Annotated in this window: 23 protein-coding genes; 5 read left to right on the top strand and 18 right to left on the bottom strand. The window is 70.6% G+C overall.

What is annotated here, in order from left to right:
* Positions 1-128: 128 nt before the first annotated feature.
* Positions 129-1154 (bottom strand): class II fructose-bisphosphate aldolase, encoded by a 1026-nt coding sequence (gene fbaA / locus ACFPIJ_RS12535; protein WP_380114913.1) that lies wholly within the window; start codon positions 1152-1154, stop codon positions 129-131.
* Between the two features lie 205 nt (positions 1155-1359).
* Here fbaA and ACFPIJ_RS12530 point away from each other — a divergent pair, with 205 nt between their 5' ends.
* Positions 1360-1578: a hypothetical protein gene (locus ACFPIJ_RS12530; RefSeq protein WP_380114912.1), complete on the top strand. Its 219-nt coding sequence runs from the start codon at positions 1360-1362 to the stop codon at positions 1576-1578.
* A 4-nt stretch (positions 1579-1582) separates the two neighbouring features.
* Here ACFPIJ_RS12530 and ACFPIJ_RS12525 read toward each other — a convergent pair whose 3' ends face one another.
* The 5 genes from ACFPIJ_RS12525 to amrS all read right to left on the bottom strand — a co-directional run bounded on the left by ACFPIJ_RS12525 (position 1583) and on the right by amrS (position 6095).
* On the bottom strand, positions 1583-2629 hold the full coding sequence (locus tag ACFPIJ_RS12525; protein ID WP_380114911.1) for an LCP family protein: 1047 nt from the start codon (positions 2627-2629) through the stop codon (positions 1583-1585).
* Positions 2626-3129, bottom strand: a complete 504-nt coding sequence (locus tag ACFPIJ_RS12520) for a SigE family RNA polymerase sigma factor (RefSeq protein WP_380114910.1) — start codon at positions 3127-3129, stop codon at positions 2626-2628. Before ACFPIJ_RS12520 ends, ACFPIJ_RS12525 begins: the two co-directional genes overlap by 4 nt.
* Before the next feature lie 68 nt (positions 3130-3197).
* Positions 3198-4115 (bottom strand): phytanoyl-CoA dioxygenase family protein, encoded by a 918-nt coding sequence (locus tag ACFPIJ_RS12515; RefSeq protein WP_380114909.1) that lies wholly within the window; start codon positions 4113-4115, stop codon positions 3198-3200.
* Between the two features lie 136 nt (positions 4116-4251).
* Positions 4252-5034, bottom strand: a complete 783-nt coding sequence (gene amrB / locus ACFPIJ_RS12510; protein WP_380114908.1) for an AmmeMemoRadiSam system protein B — start codon at positions 5032-5034, stop codon at positions 4252-4254.
* Complete coding sequence (gene amrS / locus ACFPIJ_RS12505) at positions 5031-6095, bottom strand: AmmeMemoRadiSam system radical SAM enzyme (RefSeq protein ID WP_380114907.1); 1065 nt, start codon at positions 6093-6095, stop codon at positions 5031-5033. The genes amrB and amrS overlap by 4 nt, the downstream gene beginning before the upstream one ends.
* 65 nt (positions 6096-6160) lie before the next feature.
* Between amrS and ACFPIJ_RS12500 the strand changes: the two genes are divergently transcribed.
* From ACFPIJ_RS12500 to ACFPIJ_RS12490, 3 genes are read left to right on the top strand one after another with little or no spacing between them, the layout of a single operon-like run.
* Positions 6161-7540, top strand: coding sequence for a 3' terminal RNA ribose 2'-O-methyltransferase Hen1 (locus ACFPIJ_RS12500; RefSeq protein ID WP_380114905.1), 1380 nt, complete (start codon positions 6161-6163; stop codon positions 7538-7540).
* Positions 7537-10047, top strand: coding sequence for a polynucleotide kinase-phosphatase (locus ACFPIJ_RS12495; RefSeq protein WP_380114904.1), 2511 nt, complete (start codon positions 7537-7539; stop codon positions 10045-10047). Before ACFPIJ_RS12500 ends, ACFPIJ_RS12495 begins: the two co-directional genes overlap by 4 nt.
* Positions 10048-10072: 25 nt before the next feature.
* Positions 10073-10819 (top strand): DedA family protein, encoded by a 747-nt coding sequence (locus ACFPIJ_RS12490; protein ID WP_380114903.1) that lies wholly within the window; start codon positions 10073-10075, stop codon positions 10817-10819.
* Positions 10820-10884: 65 nt separating this feature from the next.
* Here ACFPIJ_RS12490 and ACFPIJ_RS12485 read toward each other — a convergent pair whose 3' ends face one another.
* From ACFPIJ_RS12485 to ACFPIJ_RS12440, 10 genes are all read right to left on the bottom strand, one after another.
* Positions 10885-12528, bottom strand: coding sequence for a VWA domain-containing protein (locus ACFPIJ_RS12485; protein WP_380114902.1), 1644 nt, complete (start codon positions 12526-12528; stop codon positions 10885-10887).
* A gap of 172 nt (positions 12529-12700) precedes the next feature.
* Positions 12701-13339: a class II aldolase/adducin family protein gene (locus ACFPIJ_RS12480; protein ID WP_380114901.1), complete on the bottom strand. Its 639-nt coding sequence runs from the start codon at positions 13337-13339 to the stop codon at positions 12701-12703.
* A gap of 4 nt (positions 13340-13343) precedes the next feature.
* Positions 13344-13724, bottom strand: coding sequence for an ArsR/SmtB family transcription factor (locus tag ACFPIJ_RS12475; protein ID WP_203848243.1), 381 nt, complete (start codon positions 13722-13724; stop codon positions 13344-13346).
* 63 nt (positions 13725-13787) lie between these two features.
* Positions 13788-14327, bottom strand: coding sequence for an orotate phosphoribosyltransferase (pyrE, locus tag ACFPIJ_RS12470; protein ID WP_380114900.1), 540 nt, complete (start codon positions 14325-14327; stop codon positions 13788-13790).
* Positions 14328-14666: 339 nt separating this feature from the next.
* Positions 14667-15440 (bottom strand): SDR family NAD(P)-dependent oxidoreductase, encoded by a 774-nt coding sequence (locus tag ACFPIJ_RS12465; protein ID WP_380114899.1) that lies wholly within the window; start codon positions 15438-15440, stop codon positions 14667-14669.
* A gap of 132 nt (positions 15441-15572) precedes the next feature.
* Positions 15573-16199 carry a hypothetical protein gene (locus ACFPIJ_RS12460; RefSeq protein WP_380114898.1) on the bottom strand — a complete coding sequence of 209 codons (627 nt, stop codon included), beginning with the start codon at positions 16197-16199 and terminating at the stop codon, positions 15573-15575.
* Between the two features lie 69 nt (positions 16200-16268).
* Entirely contained in the window at positions 16269-16637 is a 369-nt protein-coding gene (locus ACFPIJ_RS12455) for a hypothetical protein (RefSeq protein ID WP_380114897.1), read from the bottom strand.
* Positions 16638-16648: 11 nt separating this feature from the next.
* Positions 16649-19243 carry an ATP-dependent chaperone ClpB gene (gene clpB / locus ACFPIJ_RS12450; protein ID WP_380114896.1) on the bottom strand — a complete coding sequence of 865 codons (2595 nt, stop codon included), beginning with the start codon at positions 19241-19243 and terminating at the stop codon, positions 16649-16651.
* A 72-nt stretch (positions 19244-19315) separates the two neighbouring features.
* Positions 19316-20458, bottom strand: coding sequence for a sialidase family protein (locus tag ACFPIJ_RS12445; RefSeq protein ID WP_380114895.1), 1143 nt, complete (start codon positions 20456-20458; stop codon positions 19316-19318).
* Positions 20455-21009 carry a DUF1707 SHOCT-like domain-containing protein gene (locus tag ACFPIJ_RS12440; RefSeq protein ID WP_380114894.1) on the bottom strand — a complete coding sequence of 185 codons (555 nt, stop codon included), beginning with the start codon at positions 21007-21009 and terminating at the stop codon, positions 20455-20457. The genes ACFPIJ_RS12445 and ACFPIJ_RS12440 overlap by 4 nt, the downstream gene beginning before the upstream one ends.
* 200 nt (positions 21010-21209) lie before the next feature.
* Here ACFPIJ_RS12440 and ACFPIJ_RS12435 point away from each other — a divergent pair, with 200 nt between their 5' ends.
* Positions 21210-21641, top strand: a complete 432-nt coding sequence (locus ACFPIJ_RS12435) for a hypothetical protein (protein ID WP_203848235.1) — start codon at positions 21210-21212, stop codon at positions 21639-21641.
* A 123-nt stretch (positions 21642-21764) separates the two neighbouring features.
* On the opposite strand, the gene ACFPIJ_RS12430 is transcribed toward ACFPIJ_RS12435, so the two are convergent.
* Together ACFPIJ_RS12430 and dnaJ are read right to left on the bottom strand one after the other, a co-directional pair.
* Positions 21765-22205 carry a heat shock protein transcriptional repressor HspR gene (locus ACFPIJ_RS12430; protein ID WP_380114893.1) on the bottom strand — a complete coding sequence of 147 codons (441 nt, stop codon included), beginning with the start codon at positions 22203-22205 and terminating at the stop codon, positions 21765-21767.
* Complete coding sequence (dnaJ, locus tag ACFPIJ_RS12425) at positions 22195-23433, bottom strand: molecular chaperone DnaJ (protein ID WP_380114892.1); 1239 nt, start codon at positions 23431-23433, stop codon at positions 22195-22197. Before dnaJ ends, ACFPIJ_RS12430 begins: the two co-directional genes overlap by 11 nt.
* Between the last annotated feature and the right edge of the window lie 22 nt (positions 23434-23455).

Raw genomic sequence — 23455 nt, 5'->3', positions numbered from 1 at the left:
TCCACTCCCGGCGCAGCGCACGCCGACGAGAGGTCAATCCGGACATCAGCACGGAAAAGGCCCGGCACCTCCGAGCGAGGAGCCGGGCCTTCCGCAACGCAGCACAGCGCGAAACGGAGCGGAGCGAACTACTTGGACAGCGTGGTGCCGGTCGAGCGGAGGTGCTCGCAGGCCTCGACGACGCGCTGCGCCAGGCCGGCCTCGGCCGCCTTGCCCCAGGCGCGCGGGTCATAGGCCTTCTTGTTGCCGACCTCGCCGTCGATCTTCAGCACACCGTCGTAGTTGCTGAACATGTGGGCCGCGACGGGGCGGGTGAACGCGTACTGCGTGTCGGTGTCGATGTTCATCTTGACCACGCCGTAGTCGAGGGCCTCACGGATCTCCTCGAGCAGCGAGCCGGAGCCGCCGTGGAAGACGAGCGAGAGCGGCTTGTCCTTGCCGTACTTGGCGGCGACCGCGTCCTGGATGGTCTTGAGGATCTCGGGGCGCAGCTTCACGTTGCCCGGCTTGTAGACGCCGTGCACGTTGCCGAAGGTCAGGGCGGCCATGTAGCGGCCCTTCTCGCCCAGGCCGAGGGCGTCGACCATGGCCAGGCCGTCCTCGACAGTGGTGTAGAGCTTCTCGTCGATCGCGCCGACGACGCCGTCCTCTTCGCCGCCGACGACGCCGACCTCGATCTCCAGCACGATCTTGGCGGCGGCGGTGAGGGCCAGCAGCTCCTCGGCGATCTGCAGGTTCTCACCCAGCGGCACGGCCGAGCCGTCCCACATGTGGGACTGGAACAGCGGCTCCTCGCCCTTGGCGACGCGCTCCGCCGAGATGGCGAGCAGCGGCCGGACGAACTTCTCGAGGTTGTTCTTCGGGCAGTGGTCGGTGTGCAGGGCGACGTTGATCGAGTACTTCTTCGCGACCTCGCGGGCGAAGGCGGCGAAGGCGACCGAGCCGGTGACCATGTCCTTGACGGTCGGGCCCGAGAGGTACTCGGCACCGCCGGTGGAGACCTGGATGATGCCGTCGCTCTCCGCCTCGGCGAAGCCGCGCAGCGCCGCGTTCAGCGTCTGCGACGACGAGACGTTGATCGCCGGGTAGGCGAACGCGCCGGCCTTGGCGCGATCGAGCATCTCGGCGTAGACATCGGGAGAGGCGATGGGCATGACGGCGCTCCTTGGCTGTTTGGATCGTGCGGTGTTTGGAGCCGGGCGTGCGCGGCTCGTCGAGGACCGCGCTGTCCTGCAACGGAGTATCTCGCAGCGCTCCCGGCACGTGTACGGCGGGAGGGTGGGCGCGAGGTGAATTGCCCGGCTCGGCAGCGTTACGGCCGATTCGGTCGTACGGTAGGAGAGACCCGAGGGAGGACGCATGACTCAGCCCGACGAGGATCTGCTGACGTTCGACGACCGGCTCGACCCCGACGTGCGTGACCCGGAAGCCTCTCCCGCCGACGCCGCGGAGCAGGCCCTCCCGGCCAACCCGCAGGACCTCGGGCAGGTGGTCAACCGCGTCCACCCGTGGGATGCGAACGAATACGACGCGGTCGAACAGGACCGCGAGGTGGCGATCGACGACGAGTACCGCTGACGCCTCAGCCCACGTACTGCGGGTGGGCCGCGGCCCAGGCCGGCACGGTCCCGTTGCGGAGCGCGCCCACCAGGCCGTCCCCGGAAGGCAACAGCGTGCGGTCCGGGCCGACCGGCAGTTTCAGCCCGGGCACCTGCGAATGGTCGAAGCCGGCCAGCATGCCGGCCAGCATCGGCAGTGACATGTCACCGAGGTGCAGGTCAAGGGCGCTCCCCGCGACCGGCAGCGCCTTGGCGAGTTTCACCGGATCGGCGAGCTGCCGGGCCAGGGCGGCGAGGAACTGCCGCACGTGCGTGTCGCGGTCCTCGACGCCGTGGGCGAGCGACTGGCGCTGCCGGACGTAGTCCAGGGCCTGCCAGCCGGCGAAGTGCCGGCAGCCGGGCTCGTAGATGACGGGCTGCATCCCGGACCGCAGCGGCACCACGCCCTCGGTCGACTGGTCGAAGCCGAGGTGGGCGGAGACGGTCTGCTGGTCGACGCACAGGTCGACGCCGCCGACGGCCTCCGTGACCCGCTGCATGCCGGTGAAGTCGATGACCGCGCCGCCGTCGATCTGGACGCCGAGCAGGCTGCCCACGATGCGGGAGGTCAGCTCGTACCCCCCGAAGACGAACGCGGTGCCGACCTGCTGCGTGCCGAAACCGGGCACGTCGACGAGCACGTCACGGGGGATCGACAGCTGATACACGGTGCGGGTGTCGGCGTCGACGTGCAGCAGCAGGATCGCGTCGGCGCGCACGGTGTCGCCCGCCGCCTCCGGTCGCCGGTCGGTGCCGAGCAGCAGGAAGTTGCCGACGTCGGGGCTGCCCGCCGCCAGGAGCGACTCGGTGCGGATCGGTGGCACGACCCGGTCCGGTAGCGCCAGCGGCATGGAACCGGCGAGGGCCAGCACGAACGCGACCGCGCCGGACATCCTCCAGCGGCGGCGGGCCCGGCGCTTGCGGACCCCGGCGGCGATCGCCGGCCGCAGCGCCGCGGCGACGGGCACATCCTGCTCGTGGCGGGCAAAAGTGGCGGAAAGCGCGGCGGAGAACGCGGAAGGGTCGCTCATCGGAAGTCGCCGATCAGCTCCGGGGCGACCTCCGCACGCAGCGTCGCGAGGGCCCGGGAGATCAGCGAGCGGACGGTGCCGATCGCGCAGTCGAGGACCTCGGCGATCTCCACGTCGCTGAGGCTCTCGTAGTACCGCAGCACCAATGCGGCCCGTTGCCGTTTGGGCAGCCGGGCGAGCCAGAGCCACATCTGATCGCGGTCCGCGGACGCCTCGGCGTGGTCGGCGACCGGCGGCGGGCCGAGCTGGTCCGGGAGCTCGGCCCGCAGCACCACCCGCCGCAACCACGAGCCGCGGTGCAGGTCGATGTAGGCATTCGTGAGCATGCGCTTGACGTAGTGCTCGGGCACGCTGGCGGCGGTGATCCGGCGCCACTTCACCTGCGCCCGGATCATCGTCTCCTGCACGAGATCCTGCGCGGTGTGCGGATCGCCGGTGAGCATGACCGCATAGCGCAGCAGAGCCTGCAACCGCGCCTCGACGAACTCCTCGAACGTCAATCCGACCCCCCTCCCCTGACCCTAATGACGAGTCAAGGGAGGGAACCATTGCGAATGCCCGGAAAAGCTCAGGGAATCAACGGAGGGTGGTTGGGATCCAACAGCCCGCGGTCGCGCAGCGCCTCGTACAGCGGCGTGGTGTGCGGGTAGTGCCCCCAGTGGTGGTCGCCGTCGGTGCCGTTGTCGTGGCCGTGCCCGCCGCCGGTGTTGCCGACGCCGCCGAGCAGCTGCTGCTGGACCGGGTTGAGCCCGGACCACCAGGGCCGGTCCGGCAGGCCGTCGACGTCGTCGCGGATGGCGATCCAGCGGTACGTGTACCCCAGGAACACGCACTTGCGGGTGATCTCGGAGAGGTTGTCCGACCGCGCGTGCCAGATCCGCCGGTCGAAGAACACGACGTCACCGGCGTCGACGGCGACCTGCCGCGCGCCGTCCGGCGTCGGCCACGGCACGTCGCGGGTCGGCGGGCCGGGCAGCCAGTTGGTGCGGTGGCTGCCCGGGACCAGGGTCAGGTTGCCCCGGCCGGGCGCCGAGACGTCGGACAGCCAGTAGGCGAGTTTCACCGACAGCCGGGGCCGCGGGTCGGTCTCCAGCTCGCGGTTCTGCCGGCCGCCGTCCTGGTGCCAGTGCCACCAGTCCGGCTTCGGCGCGGCCAGTGGAGGGTGCACGTCGAGGTGCGAGTGGTAGATGTGCACGTTCCACCCGAGGATCGACCAAACCAGCGGAAACGTCGCCGGGTGATCGATCAGGTCGACCAGGTCCGGGTAGTTCGTGACCGGGCTGAGCAGGTGCAGCGAGCCGTCCGCGGCGCGGGGGTGCTGCCGGTGGGCGGTCTCGAGCACCGATGCGTAGTGGCGCACCTCGTCCGGGCTGAGCACGCCCTTGAGCACCAGGTAGCCGTCCGCGTCGAACTGTTCGCGCTGCTCGCGGGTCATCGGCGCCCAGGTCGCGGTGCCGTTGTCCGGTGCTGCCGCAATCGCTGACATCCCCGTCTCCAGTTCCGGCGCCGTGCGCAGGCGCCCTCACCGCACCAGACGTGAGCGGTCTCCACGATCGTGGTCGCCCGTTCGTGCGGCAATTTCTGGACATTCCGCGTGCAACGGTCGAAGCCGCCGCAGCCGTCTATAGAGACATGCGGAACGCCGGATAGCCGACGACCCTGTCCTTCGGCCCGCCGGTGTCCGCGGAGGTGGCGAGGGCGAGCCGCTCCGCCCACAGCGCCCGGTGCCGGGCCCAGGTGAGCAGCCCTCGCAACGCGTGCCGGCCGCAGGCGTCGCTGTCGCCGATCCGCCCCGGGGCCAGGTCGCCGATGGCCGCCGCGGTCGCGGCATCACGCCGCCTGGCCTGCGCCTCGTCGAGGTAGTGCGACAGGTCGGTGCTGCACAACACCACCGTGCCGGATCCGGCGACCGCGTCGAGCAGCGCGGCGGTCGCCGCCGGATCGCCCGGCCCAACCAGAATTGGCAGCATTTTCCGGATGTGTACGGCCAGCAACAGCGGCACCTGCACCTCGATGGAGTGCTCAGGCGCGTGCGGCCCGTCGTCGGCGACGGCGAGTCCCCGGTCGACGATCAGCTGGGCGGCTTCCAGGTCGATGTCGATCGGGCCGAGCGGGCTGGCCCAGGCCGTCGTGGTGGGCACGGCGGCGCCCCGCAGCGGGACGTGGTGGGCGGGGCCGAGCACGACGGCCCGGTCGCAGGGCTCGGCCCGGTCGCGCAGCTCGCGGTACACGTGCGCGGCGGTGGGGCCGGACCAGCGGTAGCCGGCGTGCGGCACGACATAGGCCGCCGCCGTGGTGGCCGACGCAGGCGCGGGGGCGCCGTCGAGCAGCGTGTCGATCAGCGTGGCGAGCTCGTCGCGGTCCGCCGGATAGAACGTGCCCGCCACCGCTGCCGGGCGCGTCACGACACCATCACCGGGAGCCGGCGGCGGCCCCAGTCGCCGGCCGGACCGTCGAACACGCCGGGCAGCTGCGTTCCGCAGTGGACGCAGTGGCCGTCGTCGGTCAGGTGGTAGGCGCGCAGGTCGTACCAGTCGCGGACGACGACCGGCGCTGCGCAGCCCGGGCAGTGCGTGGTCTGGCCGTCGGGGTCGTGGACGTTGCCGGTGTAGACGAACCGCAGGCCGGCGTCCAGGGCGATCCGCCGGGCCCGGGACAGCGTCTCCGGTGGCGTGTGCGGGATGTCGCGCATCTTGAAGTCGGGGTGGAACGCGGAGAAGTGCAGCGGGACGTCGGTGCCGAGGTGCTCCAGCAGCCAGTCGCACTGGCGGCGCAACTCGTCGTCGCCGTCGTTCTGGCCCGGGATGAGCAGCGTCGTGATCTCCAGCCACACGTCCGTGCCGCGCAGGTATTCCAAGGTGGACAGGACCGCGTCGAGGCGGGCGAAGGTCACCTTCTCGTAGAACTTCTCGCTGAAGGCCTTGAGGTCGATGTTCGCGGCGTCGATGTGCCGGTAGAACTCCTCGCGCGGCGCGGGGTTCATGTAGCCGGCGGACACCGCGACCGCCTTGATCCCGACCGCGCGGCAGGCGTCGGCGACGTCCATCGCGTATTCCATGAAGATGACTGGGTCGTTGTAGGTGAACGCGACCGACCGGCAGCCGAGCCGTTTCGCCGTCTCGGCGAGCTGCTCCGGGCCGGCCGCCGCGGCGAGGGTGTCGATCTCGCGGCTCTTGGAGATGTCCCAGTTCTGGCAGAAGCGGCAGCCGAGGTTGCAGCCGGCGGTGCCGAACGACAGCACCGGCGAGCCGGGCAGGAAGTGGTTGAGTGGCTTCTTCTCGACCGGGTCGACGCAGAACCCGGACGAGCGGCCATACGTGGTGAGGACGATCTCGTCGCCCTCACACTGCCGGACGAAGCAGAAGCCGCGCTGCCCCTCATGTAGCCGGCAGGCTCTCGGACAGACGTCACACTGCACCCGGCCGTCACCCAACCGGTGCCAGTGCACGGTCGGCACCGTCGCCATGAAGTCGACTGTACGCCGGGCAAAACCGCCTGACCCACCGATAATCCGAACGCGACGATGACGGCGTGCTGCTGACCATCACCACCACCCATCGTCCGGCCACCGACCTCGGCTACCTGCTCGTGAAGCATCCCGACAGACTGCAGTCGTTCGAGGTCAGCGGCGGCACGGCGCATGTCTTCTATCCGGAGGCGACCGAGGACCGCTGCACCGCGGCGCTCCTGCTGGAAGCGGATCCGGGTGCGGCACGGACGTCGAAGCAGCCGGACACCTTCACGCTGCGGCAGCACGTCAACGACCGGCCGTATGCCGCGTCGAGCCTGCTGGCCGCGGCGCTGGGCCGGGTGCTGCGCACCGCGCTGCGCGGCGACTCCCGCGACCGGCCGGAGCTCGCCGCCGGGCCGATTCCCCTCGAGCTGCGGATCCCGGCGCTGCGCTGCAAGGGCGACGCGGCGGCGTTCTTCGGGCCGCTCGGCTGGACCGTCGAGGCGACCCCGATCCCACTGGACGCGGCGCATCCCGGGTGGGGTGCCAGCCGGTACGTCGACCTGACGCTGCGCGGGACCCTGCGGCTCGCGGACGCGCTCAACCACGTCTACGTGCTGCTGCCGGTCCTCGACGACGCGAAGCACTACTGGGTGTCCTCCGACGAGGTGGAGAAGCTGCTGCGGGCGGGGACCGGGTGGCTGGCCGAGCATCCGGCGAAGGCGGTCATCGCCCGGCGGTACCTCGCGCACCGCACGTCGCTGACGAACGAGGCCCTGTCCCGGCTCTCGGAGGTGGTCGACACCGACACCGACTCCGTCATCGAGCCCGCGCCCCGGCCCGAGTCGCTGGCCGCCCTGCGCCGCACCGCGGTCGTCCGGCAGCTGGCCGAGGCCGGCGCGAGCCGGGTCCTGGACCTCGGCTGCGGCCCCGGCGCGCTGCTCACCGAGCTGATGCGTGACCGGCGCTTCACCGAGATCGTGGGCGCCGACGTCTCCACCGTGTCCCTGGACATGGCCGCCCGCCGGCTGCGGCTGGACCGGCTCCCCGAGCGGCAGCAGGCCCGGATCCGGCTGCTGCAGACCGCGCTGACCTACCGCGACGACCGGCTGCGCGGCTACGACGCGGCGGTCCTCATGGAGGTCATCGAGCACGTCGACCAGCCGCGGCTGCCCGCCGTCGCGGCGAACGTCTTCGGCCACGCGGCACCGGCGACCGTCATCGTGACCACCCCCAACGTCGAATACAACGTCCGCTATCCGGGCCTGCACGAGCACGGCCGGCTGCGCCATCACGACCACCGCTTCGAGTGGGACCGGGCGCAGTTCGGCGCCTGGTGCGACGAGGTGGCGGCGCGGCACGGCTACACCGTGACGCGGCACGGCATCGGCGAGGAAGACCCGGAGGTCGGCGCCTCCACCCAGATGGCGGTGTTCAAGAAGACGGAGGTGTTCCAGTGACCACGGTGTCCATTCCTGAGCTGTGCCTGGTGGCGCTGGTCGGCATCTCCGGCTCGGGTAAGTCGACCTTCGCCCGGCGGCAGTTCACCCCGACGCAGGTCCTGTCCTCCGACGCGTTCCGCGCGCTGGTCGCCGACGACGAAAACGACCAGTCCGCGTCGGCGGAGGCGTTCGACGCGCTGCACTACATCGCCGGCAAGCGGCTGCGGGCCGGCCGGCTCACCGTTGTCGACGCGACCAACGTGCAGGCGCACGCGCGCAAGGCCCTGGTCGACCTGGCCCGGGCGCACGACGTGCTGCCCGTCGCGATCGTCCTGGACGTGCCGGAGAGCGAGTGCTGGGCGCGGACCGAGCTGCGCCCGGACCGGGACTTCGGCCGGCCGGTCCTGTCCCGCCAGCACCGCGACCTGCGCCGCTCGCTGAAGCAGCTCGGCCGGGAAGGGTTCCGCCAGGTGCACGTCCTGCGTGACGTGGCCGAGGTCTCGTCGGCGGTCGTCGCGTATCAGAAGCTCTACAACGACAAGAAGGACCTGACCGGCCCGTTCGACGTCATCGGTGACGTGCACGGCTGCCGCGAGGAGCTGGAGCTGCTGCTGGAGCGGCTCGGTTACACCCTGGACCGCGATTCCTCGCAGCGGGCCGTCGACGCGCACCACCCGGACGGCCGCACCGCGGTGTTCGTCGGTGACCTCGTCGACCGTGGCCCCGACTCCCCCGGCGTGCTGCGCCTGGTCATGGGCATGGTCGCGGCCGGGCACGCGCTGTGCGTGTCGGGCAACCACGAGGCGAAGCTGCTGCGCAAGCTGCGCGGTGGCACGGTGCGGGTCGCGCACGGCCTGCAGGAGACCCTGGACCAGCTCGACGCGGCCGACCCGGAGCTCCTCGAGGCGGTGCCCGCGTTCCTGGACGGGCTGATCAGCCACTACGTGCTGGACGGCGGGCGGCTGGTCGTCGCGCACGCCGGGCTCAAGGAGGCCTACCACGGGCGGGCGTCCGGCCGGGTGCGCTCGTTCGCGCTGTACGGCGACACGACCGGCGAGACCGACGAGTACGGGCTGCCGGTGCGCTACCCCTGGGCGGAGGAGTACAAGGGGGCGGCCACGGTCGTCTACGGGCACACCCCCACCCCGACGGCGGAGTGGGTCAACAACACGATCTGCGTCGACACGGGCTGCGTGTTCGGCGGCTCGCTGACCGCGCTGCGGTATCCGTCCCGTGAGCTGGTCTCGGTGCCGGCCATCCGGGCGCACTACGAGCCGGTGCGGCCTCTGGTCGTGCCAACTCCGCAGGAACGGGGACTCGACCTCGCCGACGTCATCGGTCGGCGGAGCCTGGTCACCCCCGCGGGGCGGGTGACGGTCGCGGCGGAGAACGCCGCGGCGGCGCTGGAGGTCATGAGCCGGTTCGCGGTCGACCCCCGCTGGCTGGTGTGGTTGCCGCCGACGATGGCGCCCGCGTCGACGTCGAAGGTCGAGGGCTACCTGGAGCACCCGGTCGAGGCGCTCGCCGACTACGCCGCGGCGGGTGTGCCGCGGGTGGTGTGCGAGGAGAAGCACATGGGATCGCGGGCGGTTCTGGTCGTGTGCCGGTCCCCCGCGGCGGGTCTGCGGCGGTTCGGCATTGCTTCCGGCGGCGCGATCTACACCCGGACCGGGCGGCCGTTCTTCGCTGAGCTCTCGCTCGAAACGGCGATCTTGGACCGGGTCCGGGCGGCGGCGGACGCGGCCGGGCTGTGGGATGAGCTCGGCACCGACTGGGTGCTCCTGGACGCGGAGCTGCTGCCGTGGTCCGCGAAGGCCGAGCCGTTGATCCGGGAGCAGTACGCGAGCGTCGCCGCGGCCGCCGGTGCCGCGCTGCCGGTCGCCCATGCGGCGCTGGCGGCGGCCGCCGCCCGGGGCATCGACGTGGCCTCGCTCACGGCCCGGTTCGCCGGCCGCGTGTCGTCGATCGAGGCGTTCACCGACGTGTACCGGCGGTACTGCTGGCCGACCGACGGCCTCGACGGGCTGCGGCTGGCGCCGTTCCACGTGCTGGCCGGGGAGGGCTCCTCGTATCTGCGCCAGGACCACGAGTGGCACCTGGCACTGGTGGACCGGCTGGTCGCCGCCGATCCGTCGCTGTTCGCCACGACCCGGCGGCTGGTGGTCGACCCGGCGTCGCCCTCGGACGTCTCGTCGGCGGTGCAGTGGTGGCTGGAGCTCACCGGCGCCGGCGGGGAGGGCATGGTGCTCAAGCCGGCGGTCGACGCCGGCCCGCGGGTCCAGCCGGCGCTGAAGTGCCGCGGGCGGGACTATCTGCGGATCATCTACGGCCCGGACTACCTCTCGCGGCTGGACCAGTTGCGGGGCCGGGGGCTGCAGCGAAAGCGCAACCTCGCGCTCCGTGAGCAGGGTCTGGGCCTCGCCGCGCTGGATCTGCTCGCCGCCGGCGGCTCCGGGCGAGCTGTGCATCAGCTGGTATTCGCGCTTCTGGCCTGTGAAAGCGAGCCGGTCGATCCCCGTTTGTAGCCGGGCTCACGTACCCTAGGTCGCCATGGAAGAAAAGACTCGCGCCGTCGGCGAGCTGCTCGCCTTCAACCCGCTCGACGCGAAGGGCCTGCTGAACACGTTCGGTGTGATCGGCGTCTGGATCATCATGTTCGTGGAGACGGGCCTGCTCGTGGGCTTCTTCTTCCCAGGTGACTCCCTGCTGTTCCTGGCCGGTGTCGGAGCGTCATCCGTCGCGCAGGAGCTGCTCGGCACCAAGCTGAGCCTGACCCAGCTGCTCATCGGCGCGCCGCTGTGCGCGATCGCCGGCGCGCAGCTGGGTCACTACCTCGGCGCCCGGTATGGCCGCCGGATGTTCGACCGGCCCAACTCGAAGCTCTTCAAGAAGGAGTACGTCGAGAAGGCCGAGTACTACTTCGTGAAGTTCGGCCCGGCGAAGGCCGTGGTGCTGGCCCGGTTCATCCCGATCGTCCGCACCTTCCTCAACCCGGTGGCCGGCACCATCGGCATGTCGGCCAAGCAGTTCTTCCTGTGGAACGTGGTCGGCGGCATCCTGTGGACCGACGGCATCCTGCTCGCCGGCTGGGCCCTGGCCAAGCAGATCAGCGACCTGATCCCGCCGGAGAAGATCGACACGTACCTGCTGCCCGCGGTCCTGCTGATCGTGCTGATCTCGGCGATGCCGATCTTCATCGAGATCTTCCGGGGCTGGCGCGAGCGGCGCCGCAACCGGGGTCTGCCCCCCGTGCCGGCCGAGAACGGCCGCACCGGCGCCCACCGCGCCGCCGACTGACCCCCGTTCGACGTTGGACCCGGCCGCCCCTGGCGGCCGGGTCCTTTTTTCGGCGTCCGCCGCCGTCAGCTGGTCCGGATCAGGGCCTGCAGGAAGATGTTGCCGATCTGCTCGGGGTCGGTGACCACGAACGACCGGCCACCGGTGGCGGCGGCGATCTCGGCCAGCTCCTGCTGCCGCACGTCCGGCCCGACGCCCAGCAGCACCACGCGCACCGGCCGGGTCGGGTCGGTCGCCCGCTCCAGCTCCAGTTTCAGCGTCTCCAGGCTCATGCCGGGCTTCGAGTTGGCGCCGTCGGTGAAGACGACGACGGTGTTCGAGCGGCCCTCCTTGTAGCCCTCTTTCAGCGCCTTGTACGCCGACAGCACCGTCTCGTACAGGCCGCACACGTCCGTCCCGACCGCCTTGGCCCCGGCGACGGCCGAGGTCAGCCTGGCCCGCTGCCCCTGGTTGAGCGGGTTGAGGGGGACGACCTCCTGGTAGTCCTTCCCGTCGGGCAGACCGGACGCGTAGGCCCACAGGCCGAGCTCGCTGTCATCGGTGAAGAGGCCGAGCCCGTCGGTGGCCGTCTTGCGCAGCACCTGCAGCCGCGAGGGCGAGCCGCTTCCGGCCATCGGACGGTTCATCGAGGAGGTGACGTCGACCAGGGTCAGGACCCGGGACGGTGCGGTGGTGGCGTTCCAGTACCCCAGGATGTCGTTGATCTTCTGCGGTTCGGCGAGGGGCTTGACCGTGACCGGGGCGGTGCCGGCGCCGCGCCCGGCGGGGTAGCCCGCGCTGGTCGAGCCGTCGGCGGCGCGGAAGCCCAGCTTCGCGAACAGGTCCCGGTTGCCGTCCGCCGTGAGGGCGGTGCGGAACAGCCCGGCCGCTTCCAGATTGGCCCTCGGTTTTCCGCTGATCATGGCGTACGGGTAATCGAGCGTCACCGCCGGATCGACCGGCAGTGCGGTGAGCGGCACGGCCGGCCCGGTGGCGTTGTAGGCGATGACCGCCTGCTCGCTCATCGGCGCGACCTGGGCCGGGCCAGCACTCTTGTTCAGGGCGGCCTGGTCCGCCGCGACCGCGATGGACCGGTAGGCCTTGACCACGTCGACGAGCTTCTTGGGCTCGGTGACGATCGAGTCGTAGAGCAGGCCGGCGCCGGCGAGGCCGGCGGTGCTGCGGCGGGGGTCGATCGCGGCGAGCTGGACCTGTTTGCCGGCGACCTTCGCGAGCAACGCGGCGACCTGGGGTGCGCCGGCCGTGCCGGCAGTTGCATTGAGGGCAGTAGCGAGCTGGTCGGGCACGGCCAGGGTGACCGGGCTGGCGGCGACGGACGTGGCGTCGGGCTCGAACGCCTCCCGGCTGACCGCCTGCATCCGCACGATCCACGCGGTCGAGTCGGGGATCCAGACGGTCGGCACGTCGGCGTCGGCGGGCGAGGGCAGGACGGTGGCGGCCACGTTGATCGCGCCGCCGGCCCGCGCGGCGAGCTGGTTGGCGACGTCGGCCGGCTCGGCGGCGCGCACCTGCACCTGGACGCAGTCGCCGCTGACCTGAGGCCTGGTGGCGCTCCAGCGGGCGGCGGCGTCGCGGACGGCGGGCGCGATGTCCGGCGCGGCCGCCACGACGAGCTTGACGCCGCCGTCGCAGTCGCCGTCGCCACCGGCCACGGCACGGACGGCGACGACGGTGCCGCCGATCAGACCCAGCACTCCGACGATTGCCAACGGTGCCCGTAGCGAGCGTCCCCGGCGTAGCGCCACGTGCTCTCACCCTGCCCTTCGTCCGCGCGAGCGGACGCCATCGTCCGCGGGAGCGGTGCCTTCATCCGCGCGAGCGGTGCCTTCATCCGCGCGAGCGGAGCCTTCGTCCGTGCGATCGGACGAGTGTAGGCGCAGGTCAAGCGGTTGCGGCGGGGCGGTCGAGCCAGTCGTTCGGCACCGGCTGCAGCGTGCGACCCAGGGTTAACGCTCGGTAAGTCAGCTGCGCCGCCTCTTCGAGATAGAAGGCGCGTTTGTGTGCGAGCTCGACCGAGTCGGCGATCACGGAGCAGCCGTGGTGGGAGAGGATCACGCAGTTGACGCCGCCGGCGCACGCGGCCGCGGCGAGTTCGCCGACCCGGGCGTCGCCGGGCGGGCTGAACGGAGTGGTCACGACCTGCCGCAGGTAGAAGGCATGGTCGGTGGTGACGAGCCGGATCGGCTCGCCGATGGCGTCGAGCAGCAGCACCGTCTGTGGGTGCAGGTGCACGATCGCGTTCGCGTCGGGCCGGACGCGGTAGGTCGCGAGATGGAGCCCGATCTCAGAAGATGGCGCGGCCGTTGTGTCAAGCACCGCGCCATCACTGATTCGGACCCGAACAAACGAGTCCTGGGAGAGACCGTCGAGCCAGGTGCCGGCGGCTGTCACCCAGCACTCATCGGAGCCGGGCGCTCGGGCGGACAGGTTGCCGCCCGAGCCCACGACGAGCCCAGCCTGCACGACCGCCTGCCCTAGCCGGGCAAGCTGGTCGCGCAGATCGTCGGGCCGATGCAGCAAGGCCCTACCGAGGAGCCTTCTTGGTCGCCCGCTTGCGCGGCGGCGTCAGAAGGTCGGCGATGGTGCCGATGGCGGCGGGCACCAGGCGGTAGAACGCCCAGACACCCCGCTTCTCGCGCTCCAGCAGCCCAGCCTCGGTCAGGATTCGCAGGTGGTGGCTCACCGTGGGCTGCGAGAGCCCGAGCGGGGCCGTCAGGTCACACACACACGCCTCGCCGTCCGGCGCCGACTGGATCAGGCTCAGGAGCCGGAGTCGGGCAGGGTCGGCAAGTGCCTTCAGGACGCCGGCAAGACGCTCGGCATCGGCGCGGTCAATCGGCTCGCCAGCAAGCGGCGAGATCTGGGGCAGGGTCATCTCAGCCAGCGCAGTTCCCACGTATTCCATCCTTCCACCAACACCATCGACCCGCCTGCATATACGCAGGTCCGAATCGACAATTTTTCAGCCCTATTGGCCGAGGTCGGCCAACGAAAATGCTGAGCGATAGCTCAGCCCCGCGGCGCGGACCGCCTTTTCCGCCCCACGGTCGACGATAACCGCGACACCGACGACTTCAGCGCCGGCCTCACGCAACGCCTCTACGGCAGTCAGAACGCTTCCTCCTGTCGTGGAGGTGTCTTCGACCGCCAACACCCGCCGGCCCGCAACATCGGGTCCTTCGACCCTGCGCTGCAGACCGTGAGCCTTGTCACTCTTCCGAACGACGAACGCGTCGAGCTTGCGACCCGTCCCTCGCGCGGCGGCAGCGTGCAACATCGCGGTGGCCACCGGATCGGCGCCGAGGGTCAGCCCTCCCACAGCGTCGAAATCCCAGTCGGCGACCAGATCGAGCAGCACCCGGCCGACGAGCGGTGCACCAGCATGGTGCAACGTCAAGCGACGTAGGTCCACGTACCAGTCGGCTAGTTGTCCGGACGACAGCGTCACTTGCCCTCGGACCACAGCCAGGTCGAGCACGAGTTTCAGCAGGTCGTCACGGTCGGTCATGACCGAAGCGTACGCGCTAAATCTCCCGAGCGAATCGATGACCCGCACTCTTGCAGAAATATAGGTCCGTCAAGTGGACGAGGAGGAATACGAAGGTGATCGCAGCGATCACCACGAGTGACGCGAGGGGTGATGGTGACATGGGTCGACGAAGCACACATGAGGGAGATTCGCGTTGGTTTCGCCGATTCTGCACCCCTCGGCCAGCCTGCCACATAGGCCCTGACCAGCGCATACACCGGGAAACAGGGTCGGCTGCGCAAGGGCTCAACCCTTCGCCGTCGATTTCCAACCGTTCGGCGGCCCCGTGACCTCAATCATGTTCGATGCTCGTCCCACTCAATGATCACCACGGCCGATGCGACCCCTGGTGGTTCTGGCGACGCGTCGCACCAGGCCCTGCGGCGCGTGCCGCACCCCGAAGACGACCATCTTGTACTTCCAGTCGGGCACGCTGACCAGCTTGCCCTTCTTCAGGTCGCGAAGGCCGTCGCGCACCACGCGCCCGGCGTCCAGCCACAGCCATGACGGCGTCTTGGACGCGTCGATGCCGGCCCGCTCGTGAAACTCGGTGCGCGTGAACCCGGGGCACAACGCCATCACGCGGACCCCGGTCGAACGGACCAGCAGCCCGGTCGACTCGCTGAAGTTGGTCACCCAGGCCTTGGTGGCCGGATACGTGGAGCCGGGCATCATCGCGGCGAACCCGGTCACGGACGACACGTTGATGATGTCGCCCCTGCCGCGGGCAGACATCCCGGGCAGCGCGGCGAGCGTGAGCCGCATGACCGCGTTGACGTTGAGCCGCAGCAGGAGCTCCTCCCGCTCCACGCTGGACCGCGGGAACGGCGTGTTGAGGCTCATCCCGGCGTTGTTGACCAGCAGGTCCACGGGGGCGGCGAGGCGAGCCGCGACCAGATCGCAGCCCTCCGGCGTCGACAGGTCCGCGGGCAGGACCTCGGCGCCACCCAGCTCGGCCGCCAGGGCCTCGAGACGGGCCTGGTCACGCGCTACCAGCACCAGGTCGTAGCCCTGGGCGGAGAGTTCGCGCGCGAAGGCGGCGCCGATGCCGGCGGTGGCGCCGGTGACGAGTGCGACAGGCCGGTCGGTCATGCGTCCTCACTTCGTTCCGGGCGCCTGACGGACTGCCCTCCTGATGACCGACCTCCGCTCCGCTGCGGGCCAGCCATGCCGGCACCATACGCGGGAGGCCCCGGTATCCCGGGGCCTCCTTTGCTTCTTCGGTTATGCCGTCGGCGGGTAGCCGGGGCCGCCGCTGCCGGGCACCGGGGGCTCCCACTGCGCCTCGACCTTGCGGAAGTACGGGTGCGACGGCGGCAGCGCCAGCGCCACGATCGCGCCCAGGATTGCCAGGATCAGCAGCACGCCCAGGATCGTGGTGACCGGCTGATACCAGCTCGGCACCTCGGAGTAGAGCAGCTCGTTGTACTGGTCCCAGGTCGGAAGCTTCGGGTCGTCCTTGCGGAGCGTCTCCCACGAGCTCTTGACCAGGACGCTGGAGCCGAACGCGGCGACGGTGCAGCACGCCGCGATGCCGCCGAGGACCCAGGTGAGGATCCGGGCGACCTGCTTGCCCTTGCCGACGTATACCGCCAGCAGGCCCAGCAGCACGATGATGAGCACGCCGACGATGACCGTGATGGTGCCGGTCGCGCCCTGGCCCAGGCCGGCGCCCTCCTGCGAGGTGCCGGCGACGGCCTTCTTCGCGCCGTCGGTGAGGGCCCCGGCGTAGGCCAGTGAAATGATGATGTTGATCAGTTCGATGCCGGCCGCGGCGTAGAGCAGGTAGACGGCCAGGTTGACAGTGGACGGTCGGGCGCGCGGCCCAGACGCTGGGTCGGCGAATGCCATCGGAGCTCCTCCCAGGAAACCTTGAGGATCAACCGTATCGATGTGGCGGCGTTCCCGCAGCTACAGTCCTCAGGTGTTGAGGCGATCTTGCGCATATCGGGCGAGCGTCGTGCTGCCCATCATGCAGCCGCTGAACGTCGTGACCTCGGCGTCCTGCCTGGCCAGACGCTGCCAGGCGGCCCTGCCCGCCTCGGCGTCGACATGGGTGAGCAGCTCGGCCGCGTAGAGCCGGCCGGCGGGCTTGGCGCGGTCGAGGAGCGCCTCCAGCTTGGGCCTCAGCTCGGCGCCGTGCTGGCGCAGGCCCTCCTCGACCGCGAAATACGCCTTGGTGGCCGGCAGGAGCGTGCCGGCGATGCCGACCCCGCCGAACGCCAGGGTGTCGGCGTCGGCGAGTTGGCGCAGTTCCTCATCGAACGCACCGCTCTTCTTCCACAGCATCGCCCTCGTCCTTATCCGGCGCTGACAGCGAGCGCCTTCTTGTCGTCCGCCAGGTCCACGACGACGCGGTCGCCGTCGCGGATCGTGCCGGCCAGCAACGCCTTGGCGAGCTGGTCGCCGATGGAGGTCTGCACCAGGCGCCGCAGGGGGCGGGCACCATACACCGAGTCATACCCAAGACTGGCGAGCCAGTCACGTGCGGAATCGGTGACCTCCAATACCAGCCGCCGGTCCGCCAGGCGACGGGCGAGGGCCTGCAGTTGGATGTCGACGATCGCCCGCAGGTCGGCGGGAGACAGCGCGTCGAAGACGACCATGTCGTCGAGCCGGTTGACGAACTCCGGCTTGAAATGCTGCCGCACCGAGGCGACCACGGCGTCGCGCCGCTGCTCGGTGGTCAGCGTCGGATCGTCGGCAAGCACCTCGGAGCCCAGGTTGGAGGTCAGGATGAGGATGGCGTTGCGGAAGTCGACCGTGCGGCCCTGCCCGTCGGTGAGCCGGCCGTCGTCGAGCACCGCGAGCAGCACGTCGAACACGTCGGGGTGCGCCTTCTCGACCTCGTCGAGCAGCACCACCGAATAGGGCCGGCGGCGGACCGCCTCGGTGAGCTGGCCGCCCTCCTCGTAGCCCACGTATCCGGGCGGCGCGCCGACGAGCCGGGCCACCGTGTGCTTCTCGCCATACTCACTCATGTCGATGCGTACCATAGCGCGCTCGTCGTCGAAGAGGAACTCCGCGAGGGCCTTGGCCAGCTCGGTCTTGCCGACGCCGGTCGGGCCGAGAAACAGGAAGCTGCCCGTCGGGCGGTCGGGGTCGGCGATCCCGGCGCGGGCACGGCGCACCGCGTCGGAGACGGCCTGCACCGCGGCCTCCTGCCCGACGACCCGGCTGCGCAGCGACTCCTCCATCCGCAGCAGCTTCGCCGTCTCGCCCTCCATCAGGCGGCCGGCGGGGATCCCGGTCCAGGAGGCGACCACCGCGGCGATGTCGTCGGCGGAGACCTCCTCCTTCAGCATCGACCCGGCGGACTGCAGCTCCTCCAGCTCCACCTCGGCCGTGCGCAGCTCCTGCTCCAGGTCGCGGATCCGGCCGTATCGCAGCTCGGAGGCCTTGGCCAGGTCGAGGTCGCGCTCGGCCCGGTCGGCCTCGCCGCGCAACTGCTCCAGCTGCTCCTTGATCGTGGAGACCGCGGAGATGTGCTGCTTCTCGTTCTGCCAGCGCTCGGTCAACGCGGTCAGGTGCTCGCGGCGGTCGGCCAGCTCGGCCCGCAGCCGCTGCAGCCGCTCCGCCGAGGCGACGTCCGGCTCCTTGGCGAGCGCCATCTCCTCGATCTCCAGCCGGCGCACGATCCGCTCGACCTCGTCCACCTCGACCGGCCGCGAGTCGATCTCCATCCGCAGCCGGGACGCCGACTCGTCGACCAGGTCGATCGCCTTGTCCGGCAGGAAGCGGTCGGCGATGTACCGGTCGGACAGCGCCGCCGCCGCGACCAGGGCCGCGTCGGTGATCCGCACGCCGTGGTGCACCTCGTAGCGCTCCTTGAGCCCACGCAGGATGCCGATCGTGTCCTCGATCGACGGCTCGCCGACCACGACGGGCTGGAACCGGCGCTCCAGGGCCGGGTCCTTCTCGATGTGCTCGCGATACTCGTCCAGCGTGGTCGCGCCGACCATCCGCAGCTCGCCGCGGGCCAGCATCGGCTTGAGCATGTTGCCGGCGTCCATCGAGCCTTCGCCCTTGCCGGCGCCGACGATGGTGTGCAGCTCGTCGAGGAAGGTGATGACCTGGCCGTCGGAGCTCTTGATCTCCTCCAGGACGGACTTCAGGCGCTCCTCGAACTGGCCGCGATACTGCGCGCCCGCGACCATCGCCGCCAGGTCCAGGCTGACCAGGCGCTTGTCGCGCAGCGACTCGGGCACGTCGCCGGCCACGATCCGCTGGGCGAGGCCCTCGACGATCGCGGTCTTGCCGACGCCGGGCTCACCGATGAGCACCGGGTTGTTCTTGGTGCGGCGCGACAGCACCTGGATCACCCGGCGGATCTCGGAGTCCCGGCCGATGACCGGGTCGATCTTGCCGTCGCGGGCGGCCTGGGTGAGGTCGACGCCGTACTTCTCCAGGGCCTGGAAGGTCTGCTCGGGATCGGCTGTCGTGACCCGCCGGTCGCCGCCCCGGACCTGCGGGAACGCGGCGACGAGAGTCTGCTCGGTGGCCCCGGCGTCCTTGAGCCGGGTGGCGACCGCTCCGCCGACCCGGGCCAGGCCGGCCAGCAGGTGCTCGGTCGAGGTGTATTCGTCGCCGAGCGGGCGGGCGATCTGCTCCGCGGCCGCGATCGCGTTGGCGAACTCGCGCGACACGTTGGGCTCCACGACGCTGGATCCCTTGGCGCTGGGCAGCCGGTCGACGGCGTGCAGCGCGGCGCGGCGGATCTCGGCGGGGTTGGCGCCCACGGCGCGCAGCAGGCCCGCGGCGGTCGATCCGCCCGTGTCCAGCAGCGACAGCAGCAGGTGCCATGGCTCGACGGTCGCGTGCCCGCGCTGGCTCGCCGCGTCAACGGCGGCCTTGATGACCTCGCGACTCTTGGTGGTCAGGCGTTCGGCGTTCATCGTCTCCTCGTTCCGTTCGTACCCGTGCACCAGATACGACAGCTCCGAGGTTGAGTCTATTCCACTCAAGTCTTATCGTGCAGCGACAGCGACCCTCGACCACTCGCAAATCTTGTCTCTCACCTCGCACAGCCACACCTCACCCGACTGCTGCCCCGGGTAGCCGAGGATCGCGGTCTCCGACAGCCGGCGGAGCCGGAAGACGAGCCGGCCGCCCTGGTCGCGGATGCGCTTCACGCTGTCGACGGTCCAGACGCCCTGACCGCTGGCGACCAGCAGGGTGCCGCCGGGCAGCACCTCGGCGCTGTACACCTCGGCGATCTCACGCATCGCGTCCGCCTCGACCCAGGTGCCGGCGGCGCTGCGGCGGGCCGCGAACTGGTTGCCCGCGAGCCACACGTCGGACCCGTCGGGAGCGACGACCACGTGCGGCTCCACACCACTCTGCTGCGGCAGCCGGGCCGCGCCCTCGGCCCGCCAGGTGCGACCGTGATCGGAGCTGCTCCAGACGCTGACCGTGATCATCGGGGCCACGGTGGTGGAGGTCTCGACGGCCTGTGCCGTCAGCCACAGCTTGCCGTCGGCCTGCGCGACCAGGCTGGTGAAGCGCTGATTGCCGGCCGGGTGGCTGGGCAGCGCGACCCGCTTGCCGTCGTCGGTGACCTCGATCGGCTGCCGGGCCGCGCAGTCGACCGTGCCGTCGAGGCAGCCCACGCTGTAGCGCGGCTCGGTGAGGTTGACCTCCGCCGGTGCCGGGATGAGCGGGTACTGCTTGAAGGTGCGGCCGGTGTCGCGGGAGACATACCAGCCGCCCGGCACCGTGCGCAGCAGCAGCACGTCGCCCCGGCCCAACCGCATCTCGACCTCGGTGGCGTCGTCGAAGGGCACCTTGCGGGTCACCCACGACTGCCCTCCGTCGAGCGTGACCACCAGGCCGACCTGGCAGGCCAGTCCGCTGACGCAGGTGCTGAACAGGGCATAGCCGGTGTCGGCGTCGGCGAACTCGACCCCACGCGGCGAGGTGCCCTTCGGCACCTGGACCACCGACTGCCGGTTGCGCGGATCCTCCGAACCGACCGGCGCCGGCGCCTCCTCCTGGTAGGAGACGTCCGGTGCGGGATCCTCGACCGGTTCCTTGTCGGGCGTGCAGGACCCGGCGGTCAGCGTCATGGTGAGCACCGCGGCCAGAGCGGCTGCCAGGACTGCCCGCTTCACCAACGCCACCGCCAGAATCTCCGCTGGTAACGAACCTTGACGTTGCTGCTCTTGACCGCGCCGCTGATGTGGAACGTGACGCCATGGCCGGACGGCTCGACCCGGGACCGCACGTTGCTGGCGTGGGCGTCGACGCCGTCGAGGTCGGCGGTGGACCCGGCGGGCAGGATCAGCTCGACCGAGCTGGACTGCGCCTCGAGCACGATGTCCACCACGTTGGTCCCGAAGATCGCCTCGGTGAAGTCCAGCTTCACCGAGCCGGCCCGGGTCGAGATCGACAGTCGCCGGGGGACCGTCCAGCGCCCGTGCCGCTTCAGCGACGACGACCGGTTGCGGATCTCTTTGAAGTCGGGTGCCTTGAACTGCTGCACGGGCAGGTCGATCACATACGGTTCGATCTCGCCGAACGTGCGGGAGCGCAGCACGCCGTCGACGCGCTCCTCGAACTCCGCGAGGGTGAGGCGGCCCTCCGACACGGCCGTGTTCAGCTGGGCCACCACCTGCTCGCGCTCCGCGTCGGAGATGCGCATGTCGCGATGGTCCGTGCTCACGACGACACTGTAGACCGAGCCGGAACCCATTGATATAGCCCATATCGCGGGCGACTCATCACCATAAAGCCACCCGTATGGCAGTATCCGGAGAGTAACCGGTCCCTTCAGCTCTTCCGCTGTTGCCAGGTGGCGGGCTAAGTTGGCGCCGACTCCAGGACCTCTGGCGATCACATACCCGCTGGCCACGGGAGCTGACGGTGAGCGTGCAACAAGCGGGATTCCGAGGCTTTGCCAACCCGGTCGACCCTACTCCAGCAGAGCTGCGTGCGTGGGCCTACCACCCTGACGCGTCAGTGCTGCAGACCATGCCGCCCGACTGGGACCTCCTGGTCGCCGGCGACCGGCTGATCGGCACGCTGTTCGACCTGGCGATGGACCCGGCCTGCCCGGCCCGCCGGTTCGCACTGCACTGCCTGTACATCTACGCCGCCGACGGGATCCGCACGCATTTCCGTGCCCACCCGAAACGGCGCCTCCGCAAGTTCGTCGAACAGGCGGAGGAGCAGGGCGACGACCAGCTGACCACCTGGGCGCACAACGCCAGGATGCTGCTGGCCCGGCCCGAACTGTTCGAGTATCACGACTGGTGTGAAGGCGGTCTGGTCCGCGCACCGCGCCGGATCAGTTGAAAGGGCGCCGTCGTCGACGGCGCCCTTTCAATGACCACACCCTGCGAGCATCCGGTCAGCCCTCCGGATGACCACACCATTCCCTGCCCAGCTGATGCCCGGTCGCGGGGAACGGCAAACACACTATTTCTGGTTGGGCCGCCAGACCACGAGTGCGGTCGGGTGCTGGTGCGTCGGCACCAGGTCCCGGCGGGGGAAGCCGGTCGCCTCCAGGTGCGCCAGCCGGGTCCGGGTGCGGATCAGCTCGTCCTCCAGGTCGGCGACCCGCTGGCGCAGGTCGGTGACGAACCCTTCGAGCTCGATGATCCGCTTGATGCCGGCGAGGTTGACGCCCTCTTCCTGACTGAGCCGCTGCACCTCCCGCAGGAGCGCCACGTCGCGCTCGCTGTAGCGGCGGCCACCGCCGGAAGTGCGGCCGGGCTGCACCAGCCCCATGCGGTCATACTGCCGCAGGGTCTGTGGGTGCATCCCGGCCAGCCGGGCAGCGATCGAGATGATCAGCACCTTGGCGTCGGAGACCGCCTCGAAGCGGATGAAGACCTCGTGCTCCTCATCATCGTTCATAGCTGCTGCGCTCCCGTGCGATCGCTTCGAGCCGCTCCCTCGGAGCCGGCGGCGCCGCGGCCGCGTAGTCGGACAGTGCCTGCCGGGCGGCATCGGAGAGCTCCGCCGGCACATGGACGTCGATCGTGACGAGCAGGTCGCCGACCTTCCCGTCGCGCCGGGCGACCCCCTTGCCGCGCACCCGCAGCGTCCGCCCGCTCGGCGTGCCCGGGGGCACCCGCAGCGTGACGGCCGCGTCGAGGGTCGGCACCCGCAGGTCGGCGCCGAGCGCCGCCTCCGCGAAGGTCACCGGCACCGTCAGGGTCAGATCGTCGCCGGTCCGGCCGAAGACCGAGTCGGGACGCACCCTGATCAACACGAACAGGTCGCCGGCCGCACCGCCACGCGTGCCCGGCTCACCGCGACCGGTCAACCGGATCCGCTGACCCTCGGCGACCCCCGGGGGGATGCGCACGTTGATCGTGCGGGTCTTGGTCACGCCGCCGCTGCCCACGCACTCCGGGCACTTCTCGTCGACGATCGTGCCCACGCCCTGGCACTCACGGCACGGCTCGGTGAAGCTGAACGAGCCCTGGTTGCTGCTGACGACGCCCTGACCCCGGCAGTTGGGGCAGGTCCGCGGCGTGGAGCCGGGAGCCGCACCGTTGCCGTGGCAGGTCTCGCAGGTGCCGGGCGTGCGCAGCGTGATCGGCAGCGTGGCGCCCTGCACCGCGTCGGCGAAGTTGAGGACGACCTCGGTCTCGACGTCGCGGCCGCGGCCGCGGCGTCCGGGCGGTGCACCCGTGGGTCCTCCGGCTCCGCCGCCACCGGAGAAGATCGAGCTGAACAGGTCCGAGAAGCCCGCGCCGCCGAAGCGGCGGTCACCACCGACACCGGCGCCCTGCCCGGCCGCTCCGCCCTGCGCGCCGTTGGCGAACAGGTCGGAGAAGTCGAAGCCGGGACCGCCCGGGCCGTGGTTGCCGGCCCGGGCGTTGCGCCGGAACGCGCCCGCGCCGAAGAGCGACCGCATCTCGTCGTATTCCTTGCGCCGGCCCGCGTCGGAGAGCACGTCATACGCCTCCGACACCGCCTTGAACTGCTCCTCGGCCGCCGCGTTGTTGGGGTTGCGGTCGGGGTGCAGCTCGCGCGCGAGCTTGCGATAGGCCTTCTTGATCTCGTCGGTGGAAGCGGATTTGGTGACGCCCAGAACCGCGTAGAAATCCTTTTCCAACCAGTCCTTCGAACTCATTGCGCCACCTCCTCCAGGCGTC

It is taken from the genome of Dactylosporangium cerinum, from assembly GCF_042653625.1.
Classification (GTDB): Bacteria; Actinomycetota; Actinomycetes; order Mycobacteriales; family Micromonosporaceae; genus Dactylosporangium; species Dactylosporangium cerinum.
Note: the sequence above shows the minus strand (reverse complement) of the source record. Positions and strands in the feature narration are given on the sequence as shown.